Source organism: Rhodococcus sp. 320_ES, assembly GCF_059691855.1.
The window spans coordinates 175,667-195,443 of the sequence record NZ_JCAWAG010000003.1 but is presented as its reverse complement, the minus strand read 5'-3'; the positions used below and the strand labels follow the sequence as shown (position 1 = coordinate 195,443).

18 protein-coding genes are annotated in these 19,777 nt (G+C 66.3%); 7 read left to right on the top strand and 11 right to left on the bottom strand.

Features of this window, described 5'->3' with window-relative positions; all coding sequences use genetic code 11:
• Nucleotides 1-8 precede the first annotated feature (8 nt).
• The 6 genes from AC59JP_RS11565 to glf form a co-directional block, all read right to left on the bottom strand.
• Nucleotides 9-968 (bottom strand): alpha/beta hydrolase, encoded by a 960-nt coding sequence (locus AC59JP_RS11565; protein WP_497326476.1) that lies wholly within the window; start codon nucleotides 966-968, stop codon nucleotides 9-11.
• A 377-nt stretch (nucleotides 969-1,345) separates the two neighbouring features.
• Nucleotides 1,346-3,160 carry an arabinofuranosyltransferase AftB family protein gene (locus AC59JP_RS11560; RefSeq protein ID WP_497326475.1) on the bottom strand — a complete coding sequence of 605 codons (1,815 nt, stop codon included), beginning with the start codon at nucleotides 3,158-3,160 and terminating at the stop codon, nucleotides 1,346-1,348.
• Between the two features lie 4 nt (nucleotides 3,161-3,164).
• On the bottom strand, nucleotides 3,165-4,070 hold the full coding sequence (locus AC59JP_RS11555) for a decaprenyl-phosphate phosphoribosyltransferase (RefSeq protein WP_497325925.1): 906 nt from the start codon (nucleotides 4,068-4,070) through the stop codon (nucleotides 3,165-3,167).
• Nucleotides 4,067-4,615 (bottom strand): phosphatase PAP2 family protein, encoded by a 549-nt coding sequence (locus AC59JP_RS11550; protein WP_497325924.1) that lies wholly within the window; start codon nucleotides 4,613-4,615, stop codon nucleotides 4,067-4,069. The genes AC59JP_RS11555 and AC59JP_RS11550 overlap by 4 nt, the downstream gene beginning before the upstream one ends.
• Nucleotides 4,593-6,494, bottom strand: a complete 1,902-nt coding sequence (locus AC59JP_RS11545) for a glycosyltransferase (protein ID WP_497326474.1) — start codon at nucleotides 6,492-6,494, stop codon at nucleotides 4,593-4,595. Before AC59JP_RS11545 ends, AC59JP_RS11550 begins: the two co-directional genes overlap by 23 nt.
• A 32-nt stretch (nucleotides 6,495-6,526) precedes the next feature.
• Nucleotides 6,527-7,732 carry a UDP-galactopyranose mutase gene (gene glf, locus AC59JP_RS11540; protein WP_497325923.1) on the bottom strand — a complete coding sequence of 402 codons (1,206 nt, stop codon included), beginning with the start codon at nucleotides 7,730-7,732 and terminating at the stop codon, nucleotides 6,527-6,529.
• A gap of 198 nt (nucleotides 7,733-7,930) precedes the next feature.
• Between glf and AC59JP_RS11535 the strand changes: the two genes are divergently transcribed.
• Complete coding sequence (locus AC59JP_RS11535) at nucleotides 7,931-10,069, top strand: N-acetylmuramoyl-L-alanine amidase (RefSeq protein WP_497325922.1); 2,139 nt, start codon at nucleotides 7,931-7,933, stop codon at nucleotides 10,067-10,069.
• 20 nt (nucleotides 10,070-10,089) lie between these two features.
• On the opposite strand, the gene AC59JP_RS11530 is transcribed toward AC59JP_RS11535, so the two are convergent.
• Nucleotides 10,090-10,938 (bottom strand): HAD family hydrolase, encoded by an 849-nt coding sequence (locus AC59JP_RS11530; protein WP_497325921.1) that lies wholly within the window; start codon nucleotides 10,936-10,938, stop codon nucleotides 10,090-10,092.
• Between the two features lie 30 nt (nucleotides 10,939-10,968).
• On the opposite strand from AC59JP_RS11530, the gene AC59JP_RS11525 reads away from it, so the two are divergent.
• The 4 genes from AC59JP_RS11525 to AC59JP_RS11510 all read left to right on the top strand — a co-directional run bounded on the left by AC59JP_RS11525 (nucleotide 10,969) and on the right by AC59JP_RS11510 (nucleotide 13,973).
• Nucleotides 10,969-12,681, top strand: coding sequence for an ABC-F family ATP-binding cassette domain-containing protein (locus tag AC59JP_RS11525; protein ID WP_497325920.1), 1,713 nt, complete (start codon nucleotides 10,969-10,971; stop codon nucleotides 12,679-12,681).
• 63 nt (nucleotides 12,682-12,744) lie between these two features.
• Nucleotides 12,745-13,167, top strand: coding sequence for a VOC family protein (locus AC59JP_RS11520; RefSeq protein ID WP_497325919.1), 423 nt, complete (start codon nucleotides 12,745-12,747; stop codon nucleotides 13,165-13,167).
• 102 nt (nucleotides 13,168-13,269) lie between these two features.
• A complete protein-coding gene (locus AC59JP_RS11515) occupies nucleotides 13,270-13,677 on the top strand; it encodes a hypothetical protein (RefSeq protein WP_497325918.1) in 408 nt (135 codons plus the stop codon).
• On the top strand, nucleotides 13,674-13,973 hold the full coding sequence (locus tag AC59JP_RS11510; RefSeq protein WP_497325917.1) for a transcriptional regulator: 300 nt from the start codon (nucleotides 13,674-13,676) through the stop codon (nucleotides 13,971-13,973). The genes AC59JP_RS11515 and AC59JP_RS11510 overlap by 4 nt, the downstream gene beginning before the upstream one ends.
• Before the next feature lie 61 nt (nucleotides 13,974-14,034).
• Here the strand turns inward: AC59JP_RS11510 and AC59JP_RS11505 are convergent, their stop codons facing one another.
• Together AC59JP_RS11505 and AC59JP_RS11500 are read right to left on the bottom strand one after the other, a co-directional pair.
• On the bottom strand, nucleotides 14,035-14,784 hold the full coding sequence (locus tag AC59JP_RS11505) for a lysophospholipid acyltransferase family protein (protein ID WP_497325916.1): 750 nt from the start codon (nucleotides 14,782-14,784) through the stop codon (nucleotides 14,035-14,037).
• Between the two features lie 50 nt (nucleotides 14,785-14,834).
• Entirely contained in the window at nucleotides 14,835-15,980 is a 1,146-nt protein-coding gene (locus AC59JP_RS11500; protein WP_497325915.1) for an MFS transporter, read from the bottom strand.
• 89 nt (nucleotides 15,981-16,069) lie between these two features.
• Here AC59JP_RS11500 and AC59JP_RS11495 point away from each other — a divergent pair, with 89 nt between their 5' ends.
• Entirely contained in the window at nucleotides 16,070-16,636 is a 567-nt protein-coding gene (locus AC59JP_RS11495; RefSeq protein ID WP_497325914.1) for a sugar O-acetyltransferase, read from the top strand.
• Between the two features lie 55 nt (nucleotides 16,637-16,691).
• Entirely contained in the window at nucleotides 16,692-17,495 is an 804-nt protein-coding gene (locus AC59JP_RS11490) for an alpha/beta fold hydrolase (RefSeq protein ID WP_497325912.1), read from the top strand.
• Between the two features lie 50 nt (nucleotides 17,496-17,545).
• On the opposite strand, the gene AC59JP_RS11485 is transcribed toward AC59JP_RS11490, so the two are convergent.
• Both AC59JP_RS11485 and AC59JP_RS11480 read right to left on the bottom strand, forming a co-directional pair.
• Nucleotides 17,546-18,769, bottom strand: a complete 1,224-nt coding sequence (locus AC59JP_RS11485; RefSeq protein ID WP_497325911.1) for a S8 family peptidase — start codon at nucleotides 18,767-18,769, stop codon at nucleotides 17,546-17,548.
• 44 nt (nucleotides 18,770-18,813) lie between these two features.
• Nucleotides 18,814-19,692 carry a trypsin-like serine peptidase gene (locus AC59JP_RS11480; protein ID WP_497325910.1) on the bottom strand — a complete coding sequence of 293 codons (879 nt, stop codon included), beginning with the start codon at nucleotides 19,690-19,692 and terminating at the stop codon, nucleotides 18,814-18,816.
• Between the last annotated feature and the right edge of the window lie 85 nt (nucleotides 19,693-19,777).

Here is a 19,777-nt window from a genome sequence, read left to right as displayed (position 1 = left end):
ACTACCCGCTAGCCGATGTTGGCGTACAGGTCGTTCTTCATGTTGTAGATCTGGTCCTGCCAGTAGCCCCACATGTGCGTTCCCTGCGCCGGGAAGTTGTAGGTCACGTTGTTGGCACCGATGGACGCCATCCGGACCTGGAACGCGCGGCTGTTGGCCAACGCGAGGGCTTCGAGGCCCATTCCGGTCGCGGTGTTGAAGTAGTCGATCGGGGTCTGCGGGGTGTTGTACACGCCCGGGAGACCGCTGGCCGCCGAGACCCACACGCGAGTTCCGTTGTCACGCAGTCGCGGCGCGAACACGAACGGGTCGTTGCGCAGCCACGCCGGGTTCCACGGGGGTCCCCACATGGAGTCGACGTTGTAGCCGCCCGAATCGAGCATCGCGACGCGAATGGCCTCCCGCATGCCGGGGGCCGAGATGTTCAGGTAGCCCGACAGCGAGCCGGCGTAGCTGAACTGGTCCGGGTGGTAGGCCGCCAGGGTGAGCGCAGCACTGCCGCCCATCGAGATGCCGACGACGCCGACGCGCGAGCGGCTGAATCCGAGATCCGGTGCCGCGAGACGGTTGGGAAGGTTCTGCGTCAGGAAGGTTTCCCACTTGTAGGTGGTCTTCTGACCGTTGAAGTTCGAGGGTGCGTACCAGTCGGTGTAGAAGCTCGACTGTCCGCCGACGGGCATGACGACGTTGATGCCCTGGCTCGCGAGGAACGGTCCGACGTTGGTCTCGATCTCCCAGCCGTTGAGGTCCGTGCGTGCGCGGAGTCCGTCGAGGAGGTACACGACCTTGTTCCGGTTGCCGTCGCTCGCGCGCCAGACGCGGCTCTTGATCGGACCCATCGAGGAATCGGCCCAGACGTCCTGCGCGGCCGGATCGAATGCGGCGTTGGCCGTCGGTCCGACGGCCACCACTGCCAGACCCAGTGGGAGAGCGACGCTCAACCCCAGTGCCACCGCTGCCTTACGCAGGCGACCGAACCGCTTGCGCGGACGGACCTCGCTGACACTGTGCTCTTCGTTCGCTGTGTCCCCGAGGACAGTCACGGACCCGTCACGCATACATTCGGCCTCTCAACTTCGTACGGCCGGACGGCCGTGCGCACTTCGACATATTCGTTCATGGAACTCGGGGTGCTCGGGTTTTCTCTCGCGCACCCGTCGCGGGTCGGCGGTGACAACGCCACACGACGACCCACATCATTTCCACATATCCCCGCAGACTGTGCCAGCGTTACACAAACGAGACGGAAGAATCCAGACGGGATGACTGATTCGGTGCACCTCCGAGACCGAATCGCCACCTCGCTGCCCACAAGCTGTGTTGTGGATCACACGCATGGCGGAAATCATTTCGCCGTCCCGTTCGGAGGCGGTGTCAAATTACATTCTTGTAGTTCGTACGCAGGTACCCGGTCGAAGCGGAACGCGGCGAACTCGAAGGCGTGCTTGAAATTCTGGACGAAACGCGCACGGGTGAGGTCGGACCGGTAGGACGTCAACAGGTCCTGAATCTGCGGACACTGCAGTGCGGCCTTCGCGTCCGCGACCCATTCCTCGTCGAGATAGGGCGGCATGAACGGGTGGACGTCGACCATCCCGGTGTCCGCGACGACCCAGTCGGGATAGAGGTTCTTGTCGTGACCGATTCGGCCGTCGTCGAGACGCTCGGTGTGCGACGCCAGCGGATACGCCAGGCCCATCTGATCGAGCACGCGCACGTCCAGTCCGACGTTCATGCTCGTCATGCCCAGATTCAGGTAGTAGACGATGTGCTCGGCCCCGCCCGGCGGGATCGGGAGCGGCGGCGGAACGACGTCCCAGTACGTGTACGCCGCTGCCGGCAGGAGCAGGCCACCGTCGGGGGTGTTCTCGATGGTCTGCACCATCGCACGCATGCGCGGGTAGTCGAGGTAGTCGCTCGCCAGGATGGGGTGCTCGTGGCCGGTGTTGAGGGCGTAGAAGGCGCGCTCGTCGACGATGCCGGAGCGCCCCACCGTGGTGCCCTGCGGCATCCCCAGCGTGTTGGCGGCGAACCCGGCCCACACCACGACACCGAGCCACAACACGAACCCGACGGCACCGGCCTTCGACAGGCGGATCGGCACCACGGACACGGGAAGCAACAGCAGGAACAGAGCCGGCAGCAGCGTGCGGCCGTGCATGAAGTCGCCGCCGACTCGCACCGCGTAGACCAGCGATATCAGTCCGCAGATCAACGCGAACGCGATCACGGCCGCGGGCGTCCTGATCCAGGACAGTGCCGGCCGCGACCATCTCACCCGCCGAGCAGTAACCAACGCGGCGACGATCAGGAGCGTCAACGGAACCCAGAGCGCGTACGGCCCGACGAGATTCCACAGGTACGTCATTCCTTGCGCCCACTTCGCACCGCCGGCGTCCTTGGACACGGCGGTGTTCGGATACGGGAGCGCGTAGTAGCCCATACGCCAGATCTGGTAGCCGACCGGGACCGCTCCGGCGACGACAACGATCGCGACCTTCGCGCGCAATCCCGGCGTCGCCAGGAAAATCATGACCAGGGCTATGCCGCCGACGATGACGAGTTCCGGCCGCACCAGCGGCGACAGGCCGGCCCAGAACGCCAGCCACAGCACCGACCGCGTCGACGGCGTTCGATCGCGTTCGGACCAACGGACCATCAGCAACCAGGTGACCGCCAGCCAGAAGATGACGAGGCAGGTCTCGAGGCCGGACGTCGAGAAGTCGCGCGCCGGCGGAACCGCGATGTAGACGAGGGCGCCGGCGGGTAGCAGCACAAGCGACTGTCCCCGGTACAGGCGAGACGTTCCGATCATGGCGACCACGACCGCGGCGGTGGTGAGCACCAGCGCGATCGTCAGCACCACGTATTCCAGGCGCACGCCGCTGAGCCACCCGAAGAACCAGACGACGAAGGTCCAGGCGGTGCTCGTGTTGGTCTCGACGCGCTCCCCGGCGTTGAAGACGGGTCCGTTGCCGGCCAGAAGATTGCGCACGGTGCGCAGGACGATCAGACCGTCGTCGGCGATCCAGCGCCGGTCCCACGCGCCGATCAAGGTGAGAACACCGGTCACGACGATGCCGAGCGCGCCGACGGCTCGGCTGAGGCGCTCGGGAGTGAATCGTGACGGGGATGAGGCAGGGGGAGGCGTGTCCGTCAGCTCGTCATGCGAGGTAGACAGCGACACCAACCACTCCGATCCACGCGATGGCGAGCAGTTGGAGCACCCGGTCGCCGAGGGCGATCTCTTCCGGTTCTCCAGCGACGCCGCCGTCGACATCCACTGCGTATCGCAGGATAGCGACTGTGAACGGAACCATCGAGATGGCGTACGCACTGTTTCCGCTGATTCGGTCCTGCTCGAACGCCCAGAGGCCGTAGCAGATCACCAGCGACGTGGCCGCGAGAGTCCACACGAACCGCAGGTAGCTGGTGGTGTAGTTCTCCAGCGACTTACGGATCTTGGCGCCCGTGCGCTCGGCCAGCTGCAGCTCGGCGTACCGCTTTCCGGCGGCCATGAACAGCGATCCGAAGGTCATGATTAGCAGGAACCACTGCGAGAGCGGAATGTTGGCCGCCACGCCGCCGGCGATGGCGCGCAGGAGGAACCCGGAACTGACGATGCAGATGTCCAGCACGGCCTGGTGCTTGAGTCCGAAGCAGTACGCGAGCTGCACGCCGATGTAGACGGCCATGACCACGGCGAGGTTCCAGTTGGCCAGGAACGACAGAGCGATGGATCCGGCGAGCAGGACCACGGCCATCGCGTACGCCAGCCCGACCGGCAGCACGCCGGCCGCGATGGGGCGGAACCGCTTCGTGGGGTGCGCGCGGTCGGCCTCGACGTCCATGGCGTCGTTGACCAGATAGATGCCCGACGCGGCCATGCAGAACACGACGAACGCGAGCGCGACGGGCAGCAGCACGTCCGACTCGGTGATCTGGCCGGCCGCCATCGGCGCGACCAACACCAGGACGTTCTTGACCCACTGGCGTGGGCGAACCGCCTTGACGATGCCGGTGGCCAGGTTCTTCGGCGGCGCACCTTCGACGGCGGGTTCCTCGCTCATGACGCTCCATACCTGTGTTCGAGTTTCACAACTGCAGCTGCCGAGGCGGCGCCCAGCGCTGCCCCGACGAGAACGTCCGACGGGTAGTGCACGCCGAGGACGAGACGCGAGAGCATCATCGGCGCGGCGATGGCCACGGTAACGGGCTTGCCGGTGACGTGTGCGATCAGGACGGCCGCCGCGGTCGTGGACGTGGCGTGCGACGACGGGAAGCTGAACTGGCTCGGCGTGCTCACCCCGACCTTCACCGACGGGTCGCTGGGACGGCGTCGACGCGAGATGCGCTTGACGACGATGGACGCCGCGTGGGCACCGACGGCACCGACTCCGACGGCGGCCCATTCACGTCGGCGAGGCGCATCGAGTGCCGCCCCGGCTGCCGAGATCGCCATCCACCCGAGCGCGTGCTCCCCGAAGTGCGACATGCCGCGCGCGATCGACGTGGCACCCGGCGCAGCGCCGATGGTCGCCTGGATCGCGGCGAGTGCCTGGATTTCGAGACCGGGCGTCGGCCCCCGCCCCTTACGCCTGGTAACCAAAGACATTTTCCCACCGCTTCTGACTCGTGAGTTCGGGCACGGCGAGACGGTACTGCTCCGCGACCTCCGGGAACCGATCGTTCAGTTCCTTGCGAAGCCGGATCGCTTCCGAGAGAAGCGCTTTGGCCAGCTTGGGATCACGCTTGCGGTAGACCACGCCGCGGCCGTCCGCCGTGGTGACGGTGACGCCGTCGACCTGGGAGAGCAGGTACCAGCGCGCGTCGATCGTCGGAACGTTCAACTGCGGACGCTCGTGGTGCTCCGGCTGCGCGGGCTTCGCGTTGCGCAGCACGCCCTTCGCCAGGCGCTTCACTTTCGCTGCAGCGCCGGTGGGTTCGCCCACCGCCGGCACTCCGGCACCGCTGGGAGGCGGCAGTTCGGTCGACGAGCCCACCACGACGGCGTCCGAGAACCGCTTGCGGGTTGCGTGTACGTCGCCGAGCGCGGTGGGGAGGATCGAGAAGATGTGTTCCGGCCCGGCGAGGAAATCGCGGATGGCCATGTTCTGAATCGCGACGGTGGAGTACTCCAGGCACAGCAGGTGTTTGAGCGTCGCCTTGACGGTGTTCACCACGAGTCCGCGCGCCGGACCCGGCATGTGAAGCGAGGCAACCACCAATCGGTTGCGGAGGTGGAAGTACGCCTGCCAATCGATGGCGTCGTCCTTGTCGCTCCAGGCCATGTGCCAGATTGCGGCACCGGGAAGGGTGACCGTCGGGTAGCCGGCTTCGCGTGCGCGCAAGCCGTATTCGGCGTCGTCCCACTTGATGAACAGCGGAAGCGGCTGCCCGATCTCCTCGGCGACGACGCGCGGAATCATGCACATCCACCAGCCGTTGTAGTCGACGTCGATCCGGCGGTGCAGCAACTTCGCTTCGCGCAGAGGCTCTTCCGAGAAGTCGTGGTCGTACTCGACGTTCTCGGCGCCGCCCCACATGAAGATTCCCATGTCGATCTTCTCGCCCATGACGTGAAGATGACTGCGCGCCTGCAGATTCAGCATCTGGCCGCCGACGATGGTTGGGACCTTCGCGAAGCGCGACATCGCGAGGGCACGCAGGATCGAATCGGGTTCGATCTCGATGTCGTCGTCCATGAACAGGATCTGTTCGCAGTCGGTGTTGTTCAGCGCCTCGTACATGATGCGGCTGTATCCGCCGCTGCCGCCGAGGTTCGCTTGATCGTGGATGGCGAGTCGGGAGCCGAGAGCAGCTGCCGCGGACTCGAATCCGGGCTCGTCACGCAGCTTCTTCGTGCCCTGGTCGGGAACGATGATGTTCTTGACGACGCCCAGAACCAGCGGGTCCGACGCGATGGCCTGGAGCGCCTTCACGCAGTCGGCCGGTCGGTTGAACGTCGGAATGCCCAGTGCCACATCCGCTTTGCCGGGCGCATCGGTGGGCGCGAACCATCCGGCACCTTCGACGACGACGTCGGTGTCGGAGGTGACGTCGAACCAGATCCAGCCGCCGTCCTCGAAGGGTCCGAGGTCGATCTCGAACTCCACCGGCGAGTCACCGACCTCGCGGCCCTCGACGTGGATGCGCGACGCGTCGGCCTTGGATCGGTAGACGTCGATGCGGCAGTGGCCGGTGACCTCGACGCGCAGGATGACCGACGTCAGGGTGCTGTAGCGCCGCCAGTAGCTCGCGGGGAACGCGTTGAAGTACGTGCAGAACGACACTTCCGACTCGGCGCCGATCGACACCGACGTGCGGGACGTCGAATGTGCCCGTCGCGCGTTCGTGGTGGCTTCCTCCAGGTACAGGGTGCGCACGTCGAGCGGCTCACCGGCACGCGGAAGCAGAACCCGTTGCAGCAACGCCTTACCGATCAAGGGCTGCTTTTCGGTTGCTTCCGACCGGCCTCCGGCCTGCCCGCTCAGTGGCTCCTGTTCGGACAGGGTGTGGCGAGCGTTCACAGGTCGGACCCAGCCGAGAGCGCGGTGCCGGTCTCGAGGTGGGGACGCAGAACGTTCTCGAACGTGGTGAGGGCACTCGCGATGGCCATGTGCATGTCGAGGTACTGGTACGTGCCGAGCCGGCCGCCGAACAGCACCTTGTTCTGCGCCGTCTCCTTCTTGGCCAGATCGCGGTACGCGGACAGCTTCGCGCGGTCGTCCGGGGTGTTGATGGGGTAGTACGGCTCGTCACCGGACTCGGCGGCTCGCGAGAACTCCCGCATGATGACCGTCTTGTCGGCCGGGTACTGACGCTCGGGGTGGAAGTGCCGGAACTCGTGGATACGAGTGAAGGCGACGTCGCCGTCGTTGTAGTTCATCACCGGGGTGCCCTGGAAGTCTCCGGTCGGCAGCACTTCGGTTTCGAAATCGAGTGTGCGCCAGCCGAGTTCGCCTTCGGAGTAGTCGAAGTACCGATCGAGCGGGCCGGTGTAGATCACGGGTGCGTCGGGGTTGGCGGTCACGATCTCGTCGCGGACGTCGAACCAGTCGGTGTTCAGGCGCACCTCGATGTTGTCGTGGCTAGCCATGTTCTCGAGCCACGCGGTGTACCCGTCGACGGGCAGCCCTTCGTAGTCGTCGTTGAAGTAGCGGTTGTCGAAGGTGTAGCGCACGGGCAGGCGGGTGATGTTGCCCGCGGGAAGCTCGCGGGGGTCGGTCTGCCACTGCTTGGCGGTGTAGTCGCGCACGAACGCCTCGTAGAGCGGGCGGCCGATCAGCGAGATGGCCTTCTCTTCGAGGTTGGTCGCGTCCTTGGAGTCGAACTCGCTGGACTGCTCCGCGATGAGCGCACGCGCCTCGTCCGGCGAGTAGTACTTGCCGAAGAACTGCGAGATCAGGCCCAGACCCATCGGGAACTGGTACGACTGGCCGCCGTGCAACGCGTAGACGCGGTGCTGGTAGTCGGTGAACGAGGTGAACCGGTTGACGTAGTCCCACACCTTCTTGTTGGACGTGTGGAACAGATGCGCACCGTACTTGTGCACTTCGATGCCGGTCTCGGGCTCCGCCTCGGAGTACGCGTTGCCACCGATGTGGTGGCGACGGTCCAGCACGAGAACCTTCAGGCCCAGTTCGGAGGCGGTGCGTTCGGCGATCGTCAGTCCGTAGAAACCGGACCCGACGACGATCACGTCGTACCTACCTGGCTCGAGATCAGTCACGGGCAATCAGGGTATCCGACGGATCGAGTCTCCCACGCCCACGAGTCGTTCGAACACACCGTCGAACCCTCTACTAATGGTTGAGAGTTGGTGCTTGTGTGACTAATGTGGCGTTTACTGCGCAACATCAATCACTTCCGTCACATCCACAACATGGGTGACGACGTCGCAGCATGCCGACCAGGGGAGCCAACACCAGTGCATCGTCGACCGAAACCATCGCTGATCCTGGGCACCGTCGCCGCGCTCGCGGTCACCGGCCCGATCGCGGTCTACACCGCGATCGGTACCAGCTCGGACGTTCAGAAGACCAACGAGAGCACCACAGCGATCCCCACCACCATCGCGAAGATCGCGCTGGCGTCCGCACCGGACATCACCATCTCGCTCAAGGACCTCACCGGCCTGAACCTGCCCGACCTGAACCTCGGCAACCTTCGGGATCTGAAGCTGCCCGACACCATCAACGTTCCGAACATCCCCGGACTGACGCCTCCGAGCTCGCCGTCGGCTCAGGCCCCGGTTCCCCCGGCTCCGTCCACACCGCTGGACAGCATCACCGTCCCGGCCGGAGCGGTCGTGAAAGAGGTCAAGCAGGACAGCCCGTTCAGCATGGTCGCGCTCACCACGGACAACATCGACGACGCCGTCGCCCAGGTTCGCGCGCAGCTGCCCGACGGCTCGTGGGGACCGTGGAACTCGACGACGGCCATCGACACCGGTCCCAGCGACGCCTCGGATACGGACACACCGGCCACCGGCGGGCAGGCCGGAGGCCGGTCGGAGACAGTCGGTACCGAACCGGTCTACGTCGGATTGACGAAGGCTGTGCAGTTCCTGCTGACGCCGAAGGCCGCGCCGACCGATCCGGCGGCCGCGCCCGCTGCCACTGCTGCGCCTGCTGCTCCAGTGGTTCCTCCTGTTCCCGCGGCGCCGGCCGCGCCGGCGGCACCCACGGTTCCGCCGGTGCCGGACGCGCAGCCGCTGGGCTACGTCCCGGCATCGAGCTCGTCGCCGTTGCGCACTCAGGACCAACCGCTGATCGACACGCTCGCTCAGGTCGCGGCCGCGGCCACCGCCGTGCTGATCACGCCGGGAACCTCCGAGACAGACGGCGCGCTCGCGGAATCCGCGCCGCCCGTCGCGGGCAACGGCCCGCCCGTGATCACTCGTGCCCAGTGGGGCGCCGACGAGTCCAAGCGGTGCAGCACACCCACCATCGACGACTCTCTCGGCGGGGCGACGATCCACCACACCGCCGGAAGCAACGACTACACCAAGGACGAGTCCGCAGGCATCGTGCGTGCGATCTACGCCTACCACTCCCAGACGCTGGGGTGGTGCGACATCGGCTACAACGTCCTCGTCGACAAGTACGGCCAGATCTTCGAAGGTCGCGCCGGCGGCCTCGACAAGAACGTCGAAGGTGCCCACGCGGGCGGTTTCAACGAGAACACGATGGGCCTCGCGCTCATGGGTGACTACTCCACCGAGAAGCCCAGCCAGGCCATGCTCGACGCGGCCGGCAAGTTCCTCGGATGGCGCCTCGGGCTCGCGGGTCTGAACCCCAAGGGCCAGACGACGATGACGTCGGAAGGCACGCGGTACACCCCGTACGCCAAGGGTCAGAGCGTCGACCTGCCGATCATCTTCGCGCACCGCGACGTCGGCAACACCGAATGCCCCGGCGACGCCGCGTACAGCGATCTGCCGCAGCTACGCGACATCGCCGAAGCGAACCTGAACGGCGTGGCCGCACCGTCGGCACCTGCCGAGCCTGCCGCACCCGTCGATCCGGCTGCACCTGCAGAGCCGGCGGCACCGGTCGATCCGGCGGCCCCCGCACCTGCGGCTCCGGTCGAACCCGCACCGGCAGGACCGCCCGCCGAGACGCTGGCGTCGGGCGCAGCACCCGGTGCCGGGGTTCCCGCGCTGATCGACGAGCTGGTTCGCCTCACCGACCCGAACCCCGTCGCGGCGAAATGGTCGTCCATGGGCGGCGAGCAGGGAGCACTCGGACCGGCTGTCACCGGTGTGTTGCCGGCCGCCGAGGGTGGTCAGCGCGCGGACTTCCTCAACGGCACCATCGTCGCCAACCCCAGCGGACAGGCGTTCTCCGTCATCGGCGAAATCTTCAAGCAGTTCGTCAAGATGGGCGGCGACGGCGGCTCGATGGGCCTGCCCACCAGCGACGAGTTCAAGATCCCCGGTGGATGGCAGTCCAACTTCGAGAAGGGCTCGCTGATCTTCAACGAGGTGACCGGCATCGTCACCGCCGTGCTGAAGGCCTACAACGACACCTATACGGAGCAGATGAACCAGGCGCCGGCGGGATAGGCGCACCTGGCTTGCGGTGATCACGGTGCCGGTGTGAACCACCGCTCCAACACCTGCGCCACCCCGTCGTCCGCGTTGCTGGCGGTGACCTCGTTGGCCGCCGCGATCGCGTCGGGGTGGGCGTTGGCCATCGCGACACCGCGACCGGCGTAGGCGAGCATCGGCACGTCGTTCGGCATGTCCCCGAACGCCACGATGTAGGCCGCGTCCACCTCCAGTAGATCGGCGACGATCTTCAGTCCCGACGCCTTGGTGACACCCGGCGCCGACAGTTCGATGAGCCCGTTGTCGGTGGAGAAGGTGATGTCGGCGACGCCGTGCACGTGCGGCGCCAACTTGGCGGCCATGTCCCCGCTGGACATCTCCGGGCAGCGGATCAGGAGCTTCACGGCGGGGGCGGCGAGCACCTCGAGCGCGGACATTTCCGTGTTGTCCGGGTTCAGCCACGCATGTTTGTAGCCCGGTGAGCTGACGAACTGCGGCGTCGCGGCGTCATGCGCGCTCTCCCCCACACGTTCGGCGGCCAGTCCGCAGTCCTCGAGAACCGACTCGGCCGTCTCGGCGAGCTCCGCGAGGACGTCGACCCCTAGCGTGATCGCGCTGACGACGCGATCGGTCGAGGCGTCGTAGATCACGGCGCCGTTGGCGCACACCGACATCGGGGCGTATCCGAGTTGTTCGACGACGGGAGTGATCCACCGCGGAGGCCGTCCCGTTGCCAAGACGAACGTCGCACCGCCCGCGAGCACCGCATGCACGGCTGCCCTCGTCCGATCGCTGAGCCGCTCGTGATGATTGAGCAACGTGCCGTCGACGTCGCTGGCGACGAGGCGGGGTGCTGGCTGCGTTGGGTGGGACATCGCTGTCATTCTGCCCTGCCGCCCCTAGGGTGGCCTCTTGTGGCTCATCTCGAAGTGACCGACATCGACTACTTCCTCCCCGACGGGCGGCAGTTGTTGAACGGCGTCGGTTTCCGGGTCGGCGACGGCGCCAAGACCGCGCTGATCGGCCCGAACGGAACCGGCAAGACCACGCTGACCCGGATCGTCGCCGGTGATATCTCCCCCGACGACGGATCCGTGACGCGGTCCGGGTCGATGGGCGTCATGCGTCAGTTCGTCGGGCAGGTTCGTGACGAGTCCACGTCCCCGGCCGGCCTCCGGCCTGCCCGCACGGTTCGAGACCTGCTGCTGACCGTCTCCGCACCTGCCGTCGCCGACGCCGCGCGAGCTCTCGACGACGCGGAGAACGCGCTGATCGAGAAGGACGACGAGGCCTCGCAGCTCGATTACGCTCAGGCCCTTGCGGATTGGGGAGATGCCGGCGGTTACGACATCGAGCCGTTCTGGGACAAGGTCACCATGGCCGCACTGGGGATGCCGTTCGAACGCGCGAAATGGCGCCAGGCGTCGACGCTCAGTGGCGGCGAGCAGAAGCGACTCGTTCTGGAGGCGTTGTTCCGCGGATCCGATCAACTGCTTCTGCTCGACGAGCCCGACAACTACCTGGACGTGCCCGGAAAGCGGTGGTTGGAGAAGACCATTCGCGAGTCGGACAAGTCGGTGCTCTTCATCAGCCACGATCGTGAACTCCTTGCCAACGCCGCGACGCGCATCGTCACGCTCGAACCCGGGATCAGCGGCGCGACGGCCTGGGTGCACGGCGCCGGCTTCGACACCTACCGCGACGCGCGTGCCGACCGCAACGCGCGACTCGACGAACTACGCCGCCGATGGGACGAAGAACGAATCAAACTGCGCGCGTTGGTTCTTCGGCTCCGCGAGAAGGCGAAGTTCAACGACGGAGTGGCGTCGCGCTACCAGGCCGCGCAGACCAGGCTGGCCAAGTTCGAAGAGGCGGGACCTCCCGAAGCAGTTCCCATCAGGCAGAAGGTGACGGTGCGGCTCGGCGGTGGACGCACGGCCAAACGGGCGCTGGTCTGCACGTCGCTGGAACTGACCGGGTTGATGAAACCGTTCGATGCCGAATTCTTCTACGGCGACCGAGTCGCGGTGCTCGGGTCCAACGGCTCCGGCAAGTCGCACTTCCTGCGACTGCTCGCACGCGGCGGAACGGACCCCGAGCGTGAGCACCAACCGGTGCAGGAACTGGTCATCGATCCGGTTCCCCACACGGGCACCGCGGTGCTGGGCGCCCGTGTGCGCCCCGGATTCTTCGCTCAGACGCACACCCGGCCCGACCTCACGGGAAACACCCTGCTCGACATCCTGCACATGGGCAACGAACATCGCAGCGGCATGGGCCGCGAGGGCGCGTCGCGGGCACTCGATCGCTACGGGCTCTCCCGCGCCGCCGAGCAGAAGTACGACGACCTCTCGGGCGGGCAGCAGGCGCGACTGCAGATTCTGCTCCTCGAATTGTCGGGCGCCACAATGCTTCTGCTCGACGAGCCGACGGACAACCTCGACCTCGAATCGGCCGACTCGCTCGAGGAGGCGATCGCCGAGTTCGACGGAACCGTCGTCGCCGTCACGCACGATCGCTGGTTCGCACGCGGCTTCGACAGGTTTCTCGTGTTCGGATCGGACGGGCAGGTGTACGAATCCGACGAGCCGGTGTGGGACGAGAAGCGGGTCGCGCGCAAGCGATAGGGGCAATCGGATGCATGCGCGGTGCCGAATGAATCGTGTCCGTCGTCTATCCAGGGAGATCTTGTGCCGATCGCAGCAGTCGATTACAACCACGTCCGCCTCACCGTCACCGACATCGAGAAGTCCCGAGCGTTCTACGACTCGGTCTTCGGCTTCGAGGTCGCGTTCGAACTTCCGCCGAACCCGGACGAGGCGACCAAGGAGGCACTCGGGTTTCTCTTCGGTGGCGTCATCTACAAATTCGGTGGCGGCCTGCTCGGTCTCCGGCCGGTGTCCGAAGGTGCGTTCCACGAGGACAAGACCGGTCTCGATCACCTGAGCTTCTCGGTGGCGTCTCTGCAGGACCTGCACGACGCTGCGAAGGTCCTCGACGACCTCGGCGTTGCACACGAGGGTGTGAAGGACCTCGGTGACGCCGGGATGGCGATCCTCGAGTTCCGCGATCCCGACAACATCGCGTTGGAGATTGCGGGTCCGAACAAGTAACCACCCCTGTGCGCGAAAACCGCCCTTGGAGGGGCGGTTTTCGCGCACAGCTGGCTTAGGAATCTACTTTCCTCAATGGAATGTGGGTGCTATGTTGGCAACATGGAACGGAACGAAGCCCAAGAACAACTGGCGGCGTTGAACAAAGCGCAGCGCGCCTCCGGTCGGCCCCCACTTCCTCTCGCCGTCACCATCGCCTCGTCGCTCGCGCTGGGTGTCGGCGTTGCCCTTCTAGGCCACGGCCCTTCCGGATTCTGGACCCTCGCGCTCGCAGCGGTGCTTCTCGCGGTCGCCTATCTGCTACCCGCGAGATATCGAAACAGGAAGGGCCTCTTCGGTTATCGGGGCCGAGTCCATCGAACGAACGTCGTCTGGGCGCTCGTGCTGGTCACGCTGTTCGTCTGCGGACTGAACGCCGACTCCACGCTCGCGGCGATCTACGTGGGCCTCGGCGTCGTGGCTGCCGCGACGTACTTCTTTGCACTGCGCGGTTGGGGAATGCCGAAGTGACGCCGAAACTCGACGACTCACTCGCCGCGCCGGCACGGCTGAAGATCTGCGGTTACCTGTCCGGCTGCGCCGAGGCCGATTTCAAAGTTGTTCAAGATTACTGCGAACTCTCTCAATCGAGCCTGTCGAAACACATCACGACGCTGAGCGACAAGGGCTACGTCGACATCAAAAAGGTGAGTGCGGCTCGCTACACGAAGACGCGACTGAGTTTGACGGCCGCCGGGCGAGACGCGCTGGACAGGCACGTCGCCTACCTGCAGTCGATAGCCGGGTCGCCGCTCCCCCGAGCGTGAAATCCGCACTGTGCGCGAAAAACGCCCCTCCAGGGGCCTTTTTCGCGCACAGCGGTGGCGGCTACTTCCCCTTCGCCTCCCGCGACGCCTTGCGCGTGTCGACGTCGGCCTTGTCCATCACATCGGCCTCGGCCAACGTGGGCGCACTGCCGCCGAGCCGCGCCGGCACCCAGTACTCGCCGGGCGGGTGGTGGTAGTTCTTCTGCAGTTCCGCGAGCATTCCCTGCATGGTCGCGCGCAGCAGCGCGGTCAGCTCGGGGGCCGGAAGGTTCGGCGGAATGGGCTCGCCGACCGCGATCGAGATCGGCGTGTTGGTCCGCCCGAGCCGCTTGGGGAATCCCTTGGTCCACACCCGCTGCGCGCCCCAGATGACGGTCGGAATGATCGGCACCTGCGCTTCTATGGCCATGCGCGCGGCGCCGGACTTGAATTCCTTGATCTCGAAACTGCGGCTGATGGTGGCCTCGGGGTAGACGCCGACCAACTCGCCCTTCCTCAGGTCCTCGACGGCGGCGCGGTACGAATCGGCGCCCGCTGCCCTGTCCACCGGAATGTGCTTGAGCGCCCGCATGATCGGGCCGGAGATCTTGTTGTCGAAGACTTCCTTCTTCGCCATGAACCTGATGTAGCGCTTGACGGCCCGCGGTGCGATGCCGGCGTAGGTGAAGTCCATGTAGCCGGTGTGGTTGACCGCGATCACCGCGCCGCCCGTGGCGGGGATGTTCTGCTCACCGGTGATCGTGAACTTCAGGCCCTGCGCCGCGAAGACGGTGCGGGCGACGCCGATGATTGTCCGATACACAGGTTCCACGAAGGAAGAATAACCGCTCGTCGATCCCCGTCGACGGCCCTTCGACGCATCTACCCGTCGACGCCGCGTGGCACCCACCTCGGTGCGACGAAACACAGGGCAAGGGTGGGCACCGCGAGCGCACCGACGACAGGGATCAACGAGGTGACCGTCGACCCCGTCGCCACGTAGGCGAACACGGCGACCGCGACCGCTTCGGACAGGAAGCCGGACACGGAGGTGACCGTCGCACGCGCGTCGCCCTCGATCGAATCTTGCAGACGCGCCTCGGCGACGATCACCACGTTGTACATCAGCCCGTACGCGAGTGCGAGAGCGACGAAGCTGCCGAGTGTGCCGCCGACGGGCACCACCGCGAGCGCCGCGGCTGCGACGCCCAGCATCACCGCGATCGTGCGACCGGACACGCGCGACGTTCGCCCGGCGAGCGCGGTGCCGAGCGCCTGGGCTGCAGCGGGCAGCGCGACGAGAAGCGCGACGCCGGTGTGCGATGCGCCGTCGTCGTCCGCCGCCAGCGGGAAGTACTCGTCGAAGGCGAGCAGGCCGGTCAGCATCGCGACGAACAGCACGGCGCGTCGCACGGCCGTGCTTCGCGCCGCCTCCGACACCCCCTCCCGGAGCATGTCGACGTACGAACCGGTCGCGTCTGTCTCGTCGGCAACGGGGTCGGGGAAGCCGGCCGCGATCGCAGCCTGAACCAGCACGACCGCGACGCTGATCCATCCGACGATCTGCACGCCGTGTTCCAACGTCAGAAGAGGAGCCGCGACGAGGTAGGCGAGCACCGTCGTCACCATCGACGCCGCTTCCGCGATGCCCATCAGCCCCGCGTAGGCGTCGGATCGCCCTTGCCGGGTCAATTCGTCGTACACCAGAGCCTGGTAGGTGCCGGACACGACGGCGGTACTCGCGCCCCACATCACGAACCCGGCGGCGAACCACCAGTACGACGTACCGATCGTGAAGAGGACGAAGGCTCCCGCCACGAGGAACGACGCCAGGACCAACAGGGCACGGCGAGAACAACTGTCGGCCCATGCACCGGAGGGGATTTCGAGAGCGAATGCGGTCACCGACCAGATTACGAACAGCGTCGAGATCTGCGCGACGCCGAGTCCGTTCTCACGAAAGACGATGGCGTACACCGCATACAGCGGCACGATTTCGCCCACGGCCGAGTAGGCGACCGTGCGCACATCGAAGACATCGGGTCGGCGGCGTCAAAGCATGTACAGATAATAGGACTTTCGGGTCCGCCCGGCGAGGGGTTTGTAGCGTGGTGTTCATGGCTACCGATCCCCGCACCGCTCGTGAGCGCATGGCTGCCGGCGAGAGTTACCGCACCGCGGGAACAGAACTGATCGAAGACCACTGCGCTGCAGACGAACTCACAGCCGAGTACAACGCGACGTCGGCTCGGCAACGGGCCGAGCGGCGGGACATTCTCGGCCGACTGTTGGCCGAGGTCGGAGACGACGTGTCCATCCGCCCGCCGCTGCGGGTCGACTACGGCTACAACATCCGAATCGGGTCGAGAACGTTCGTGAACTTCGGCCTCGTCGCACTCGACGTCACACCCATCACGATCGGCGACGACGTGCAGATCGGCCCGAACGTCCAACTCCTGACGCCGACGCATCCCCTCGACCCCATCGAGCGGCGCGACGGCTGGGAGGCCGGCGCCCCGATCACCATCGAGGACAACGTCTGGCTCGGCGGCGGTGTGATCGTGTGTCCCGGAGTCACCATCGGTGCGAACAGCGTGATCGGCGCCGGATCCGTGGTCACCCGAGACATCCCGGCCAACTGCGTTGCGGTCGGTAATCCGGCGCGGTTGATCAAGACGATCTGACTCGGTACCTATGCTGATGTGACTGGCATCACATCAGCTGCTCGAGGAGAAGAACATGGCCATCGCCGACGTCAACGGAACGCAACTGTCCTACATCGACGTGGGGCCTCGGGAGGCTACACCGATCGTCTTCAGCCACTCGTTGTTCTTCGACCACACGATGTTCGCGGCATTGATCGACCGTTTCTCCGACGACTACCGAGTGGTCGCCTACGACCACCGCGGCCAGGGCTCCAGCGCCCCCGGAACCCGCGAGGAACTATCGGTCGACAACCTGACTCTCGACGCGGCAGCGCTGATCGAACACCTCGAGCTGAGCCGGTGTCATGTCGTCGGTAACTCGCTCGGAGGATTCGTCGCCTTACGGCTGGCCGCTCGTCACCCGGAGTTGGTCCTGTCGGCGGTCGCAGTCGGGTCGTCCGCGGAGGAAGAGCACAAACTCGACGAGTTCGCGCCGCTCGTCGACCACGTGGCGGCGAACGGTGTGGCCGACGTGCTGGACACCCTCGTGTACATCATGTTCGGCGACACCAGCATCAGTGAGGGTGGTCCTGCGCTGCTCGAATGGCGCGGCTGCATGTCCGAACTCGAACCTCGCATCGCCGACGCCGCCCACGGAGTGATTCACCGCACGAGCATCGTGTCCGAGTTGCAGGGCACGTCGGTTCCGATTCTTGCGATCGCCGGCGCGGAGGATCACGCTTACCCGCCACCGATTTCGTCGACGAACATCGCCGATGCATCAGGCGGTCGTCACGTCACTGTCGACAAAGCAGGGCACTCCGTGTCGCTCGAGCAGCATTCGCGCGTCGGAGACATTCTGGCGGAACACTTCTCGCGCGTCGTGGCAACCACCTGACCCGGCGACGGTGAGCCGCTCACCGAGCAGCCCACCGTCAGTCCCGTCACTCACCGAGGCGCACTGGCCAGTCCCGCGCCGACGTCCAAGGCCGGGAGCGCCAACCGCTCGGCAGAAGACGTCAGCACCTCCCAGAGCTCGCGTCCACGCTTGCCGGTGGCCTGCGCGTACATCGCAGCGATGCCCGCCACATGCGGCGTCGCCATCGACGTCCCACTGATCGATCGGTAGCGGTCCGGCATGGGCCACGACGAGTAGACGTCCAGGCCGGGGCCGGCGATGTCGATCTCACCACCGCCGATCGGATTGGTGCGCGCCGAGAAGTAGGCGATCCGCATGTCCGACGCGAGTGCCGCGACGGCCATGATGGTGGTGGAGTTCGCGGGGCTACCCACGAACCCGGGGTCGCCCGGCCGGTGTGCGTTGTTGCCTGCCGCCGCGATGATGAGCACGCCCGCGGCGAGCGCCCGGCGTCCGATCGTCTCGTACGCCTGCACCTGCTCGCGCACGTCCGCGCCCAACGACATCGAGATCACCGCGCATCCTTGCGACATCGCCCACTCGATCCCGGCGATGATGCCGGTGTCGGTTCCGGATCCGGCGTTGCTCAGAACTTTGCCGACGTGGATGGACGCGCCGGTCGCGACGCCGTAGCGCCGCCCGGTGCCGGGAACCTCGGGCCCGCAGGAGGTTCCGACGCAATGGGTTCCGTGGCCGTGCCCGTCCTGGACGGCCTCGCCGGGCACGAACGATTGCGACACGATGGGCCGACCCGCGAAGTCCGGGTGCGTCAGGTCGAATCCGGTGTCGAGGATCGCCACCTTGACGCCGCGACCGTCGTAGCTCGACGAGGCGGCGCGGGTGGCCTGCAGACCCCACGTGATGCGGTTGGTGTCCGACAGGTGGGTGTCTGCTGCGGCGGCGGACGTGGTGACGGTGCCGACGGTGGCCGGCACCTCGAGAGCACGGACGACGTGCTCCGGCTCGACGGCGACGATCACCGAATCGCCGTCGACGTCCAGCGCTTCGGCCCCCGACGCGGAGACGGCCGCAACCGCGATGCCGAGCTGCTCGAAGACGACGGCGTCGGCGGGGGGCGGTTGCGAACCGCCGAGCGACTCCAGGTCCAGTGCGCTGGACGACGCGACGGTCGACACTCCGGAGATGCGCCGCAGAGCCGCGGCGCGTTCCTCGGACGTGCTGTCGTCGGTGAAGGTGACGATCTGCCGGCCGGTGGGTTCGGCTGCAGGAGTGGTTGTTTCGGTATCCATCATGATCGTGTTCCTTGTCGTTCGTGGTGTCGACCGGTCGAGGCCGGTCACGCGGGCCAGGTGGTGTAGCCGTACTTGATGAGGTCGACCATCGGGCTGCCGCCCGCGAAGACCACACGGGTCGGGTCGAGCCCGTCCTTCTCTTGGCCGCTGCAGACCGCGACCACGGACGGACCTTCGTTCGGAAGCCACAGCGGCCCGCCGGACCAGCCGGGGCCCAGGTCGGGGCGGGTGGCGAATTCCAGTTCGCGGCCGGGGTTGTCGTCGTCGATGTCGCGGATGCCCATGTCGAGCTCGACGGCGGGGCGTCCCCCGTACGTGCCCGGGTAGCCGGACGAGACGTAGCGCCGCGCGTACAGCTCGTCCTCGGTGCGGAACGACTTGGCTCCCATCCACCCCAACGCGCGGCCGAGCGGCTGGTACAGCTTGCAGATGACGTAGTCGTGTCCGTTGGGGACGTCCTGCGGGCTGTAGCCGTGGAACGTCTGCACGTAGGAGCTACCGAACGGCGCCGATCCGGTGCGGTATGCCGGAGTGAACTCCATGAACCAGGACCCGGCTCCCCAGGGCGCGACGTGCCCGGCGGTGAGCAGCAGGTTCGGGCCGACGAGCACGCCGGATCCGCTCTTGCCGTTGCTGTTTCGGACGTAGCCGACAGTGCACATCGGGTAGATCAGCGGGTTCGGCTCCTCGTGCACGAGAGGCTCGTAGTACGTCCGGCCCTCTACCTCGACCGTGTCGGCCGCGGAGGGTGATCGGTGCCGAGCCCACGGCGGGCAGAAGCCGTCGATGCTCGTCTCGAACGCATCGGTTCGAATCAGCGACGCTCGGGACTGCTCCTGCCCGGGAATCACGGACAGGAGCTCCCGGATGTCGTCGGGGATCGAATCGAGTTCGGCCAGTTGGTCTGTCGGTGAGGTGGTCATCGAAACTCCTACTCGTCGGGCGCCACCGGGCGGTGACGACTACGAGTGTGAATTTCGCTACGGGTCCGAGCACGGGTAGTGCACT

Bases quoted from the DNA above. Each gene is read 5' to 3' on its own strand.
- AC59JP_RS11530 (WP_497325921.1), bottom strand. From the start codon at position 10,938: ATGACAGCGATGTCCCACCCAACGCAGCCAGCACCCCGCCTCGTCGCC.
- AC59JP_RS11555 (WP_497325925.1), bottom strand. From the start codon at position 4,070: ATGAGCGAGGAACCCGCCGTCGAAGGTGCGCCGCCGAAGAACCTGGCC.
- AC59JP_RS11490 (WP_497325912.1), top strand. From the start codon at position 16,692: ATGGCCATCGCCGACGTCAACGGAACGCAACTGTCCTACATCGACGTG.
- AC59JP_RS11495 (WP_497325914.1), top strand. From the start codon at position 16,070: ATGGCTACCGATCCCCGCACCGCTCGTGAGCGCATGGCTGCCGGCGAG.
- AC59JP_RS11485 (WP_497325911.1), bottom strand. From the start codon at position 18,769: ATGATGGATACCGAAACAACCACTCCTGCAGCCGAACCCACCGGCCGG.
- AC59JP_RS11550 (WP_497325924.1), bottom strand. From the start codon at position 4,615: ATGTCTTTGGTTACCAGGCGTAAGGGGCGGGGGCCGACGCCCGGTCTC.
- AC59JP_RS11515 (WP_497325918.1), top strand. From the start codon at position 13,270: ATGGAACGGAACGAAGCCCAAGAACAACTGGCGGCGTTGAACAAAGCG.
- AC59JP_RS11480 (WP_497325910.1), bottom strand. From the start codon at position 19,692: ATGACCACCTCACCGACAGACCAACTGGCCGAACTCGATTCGATCCCC.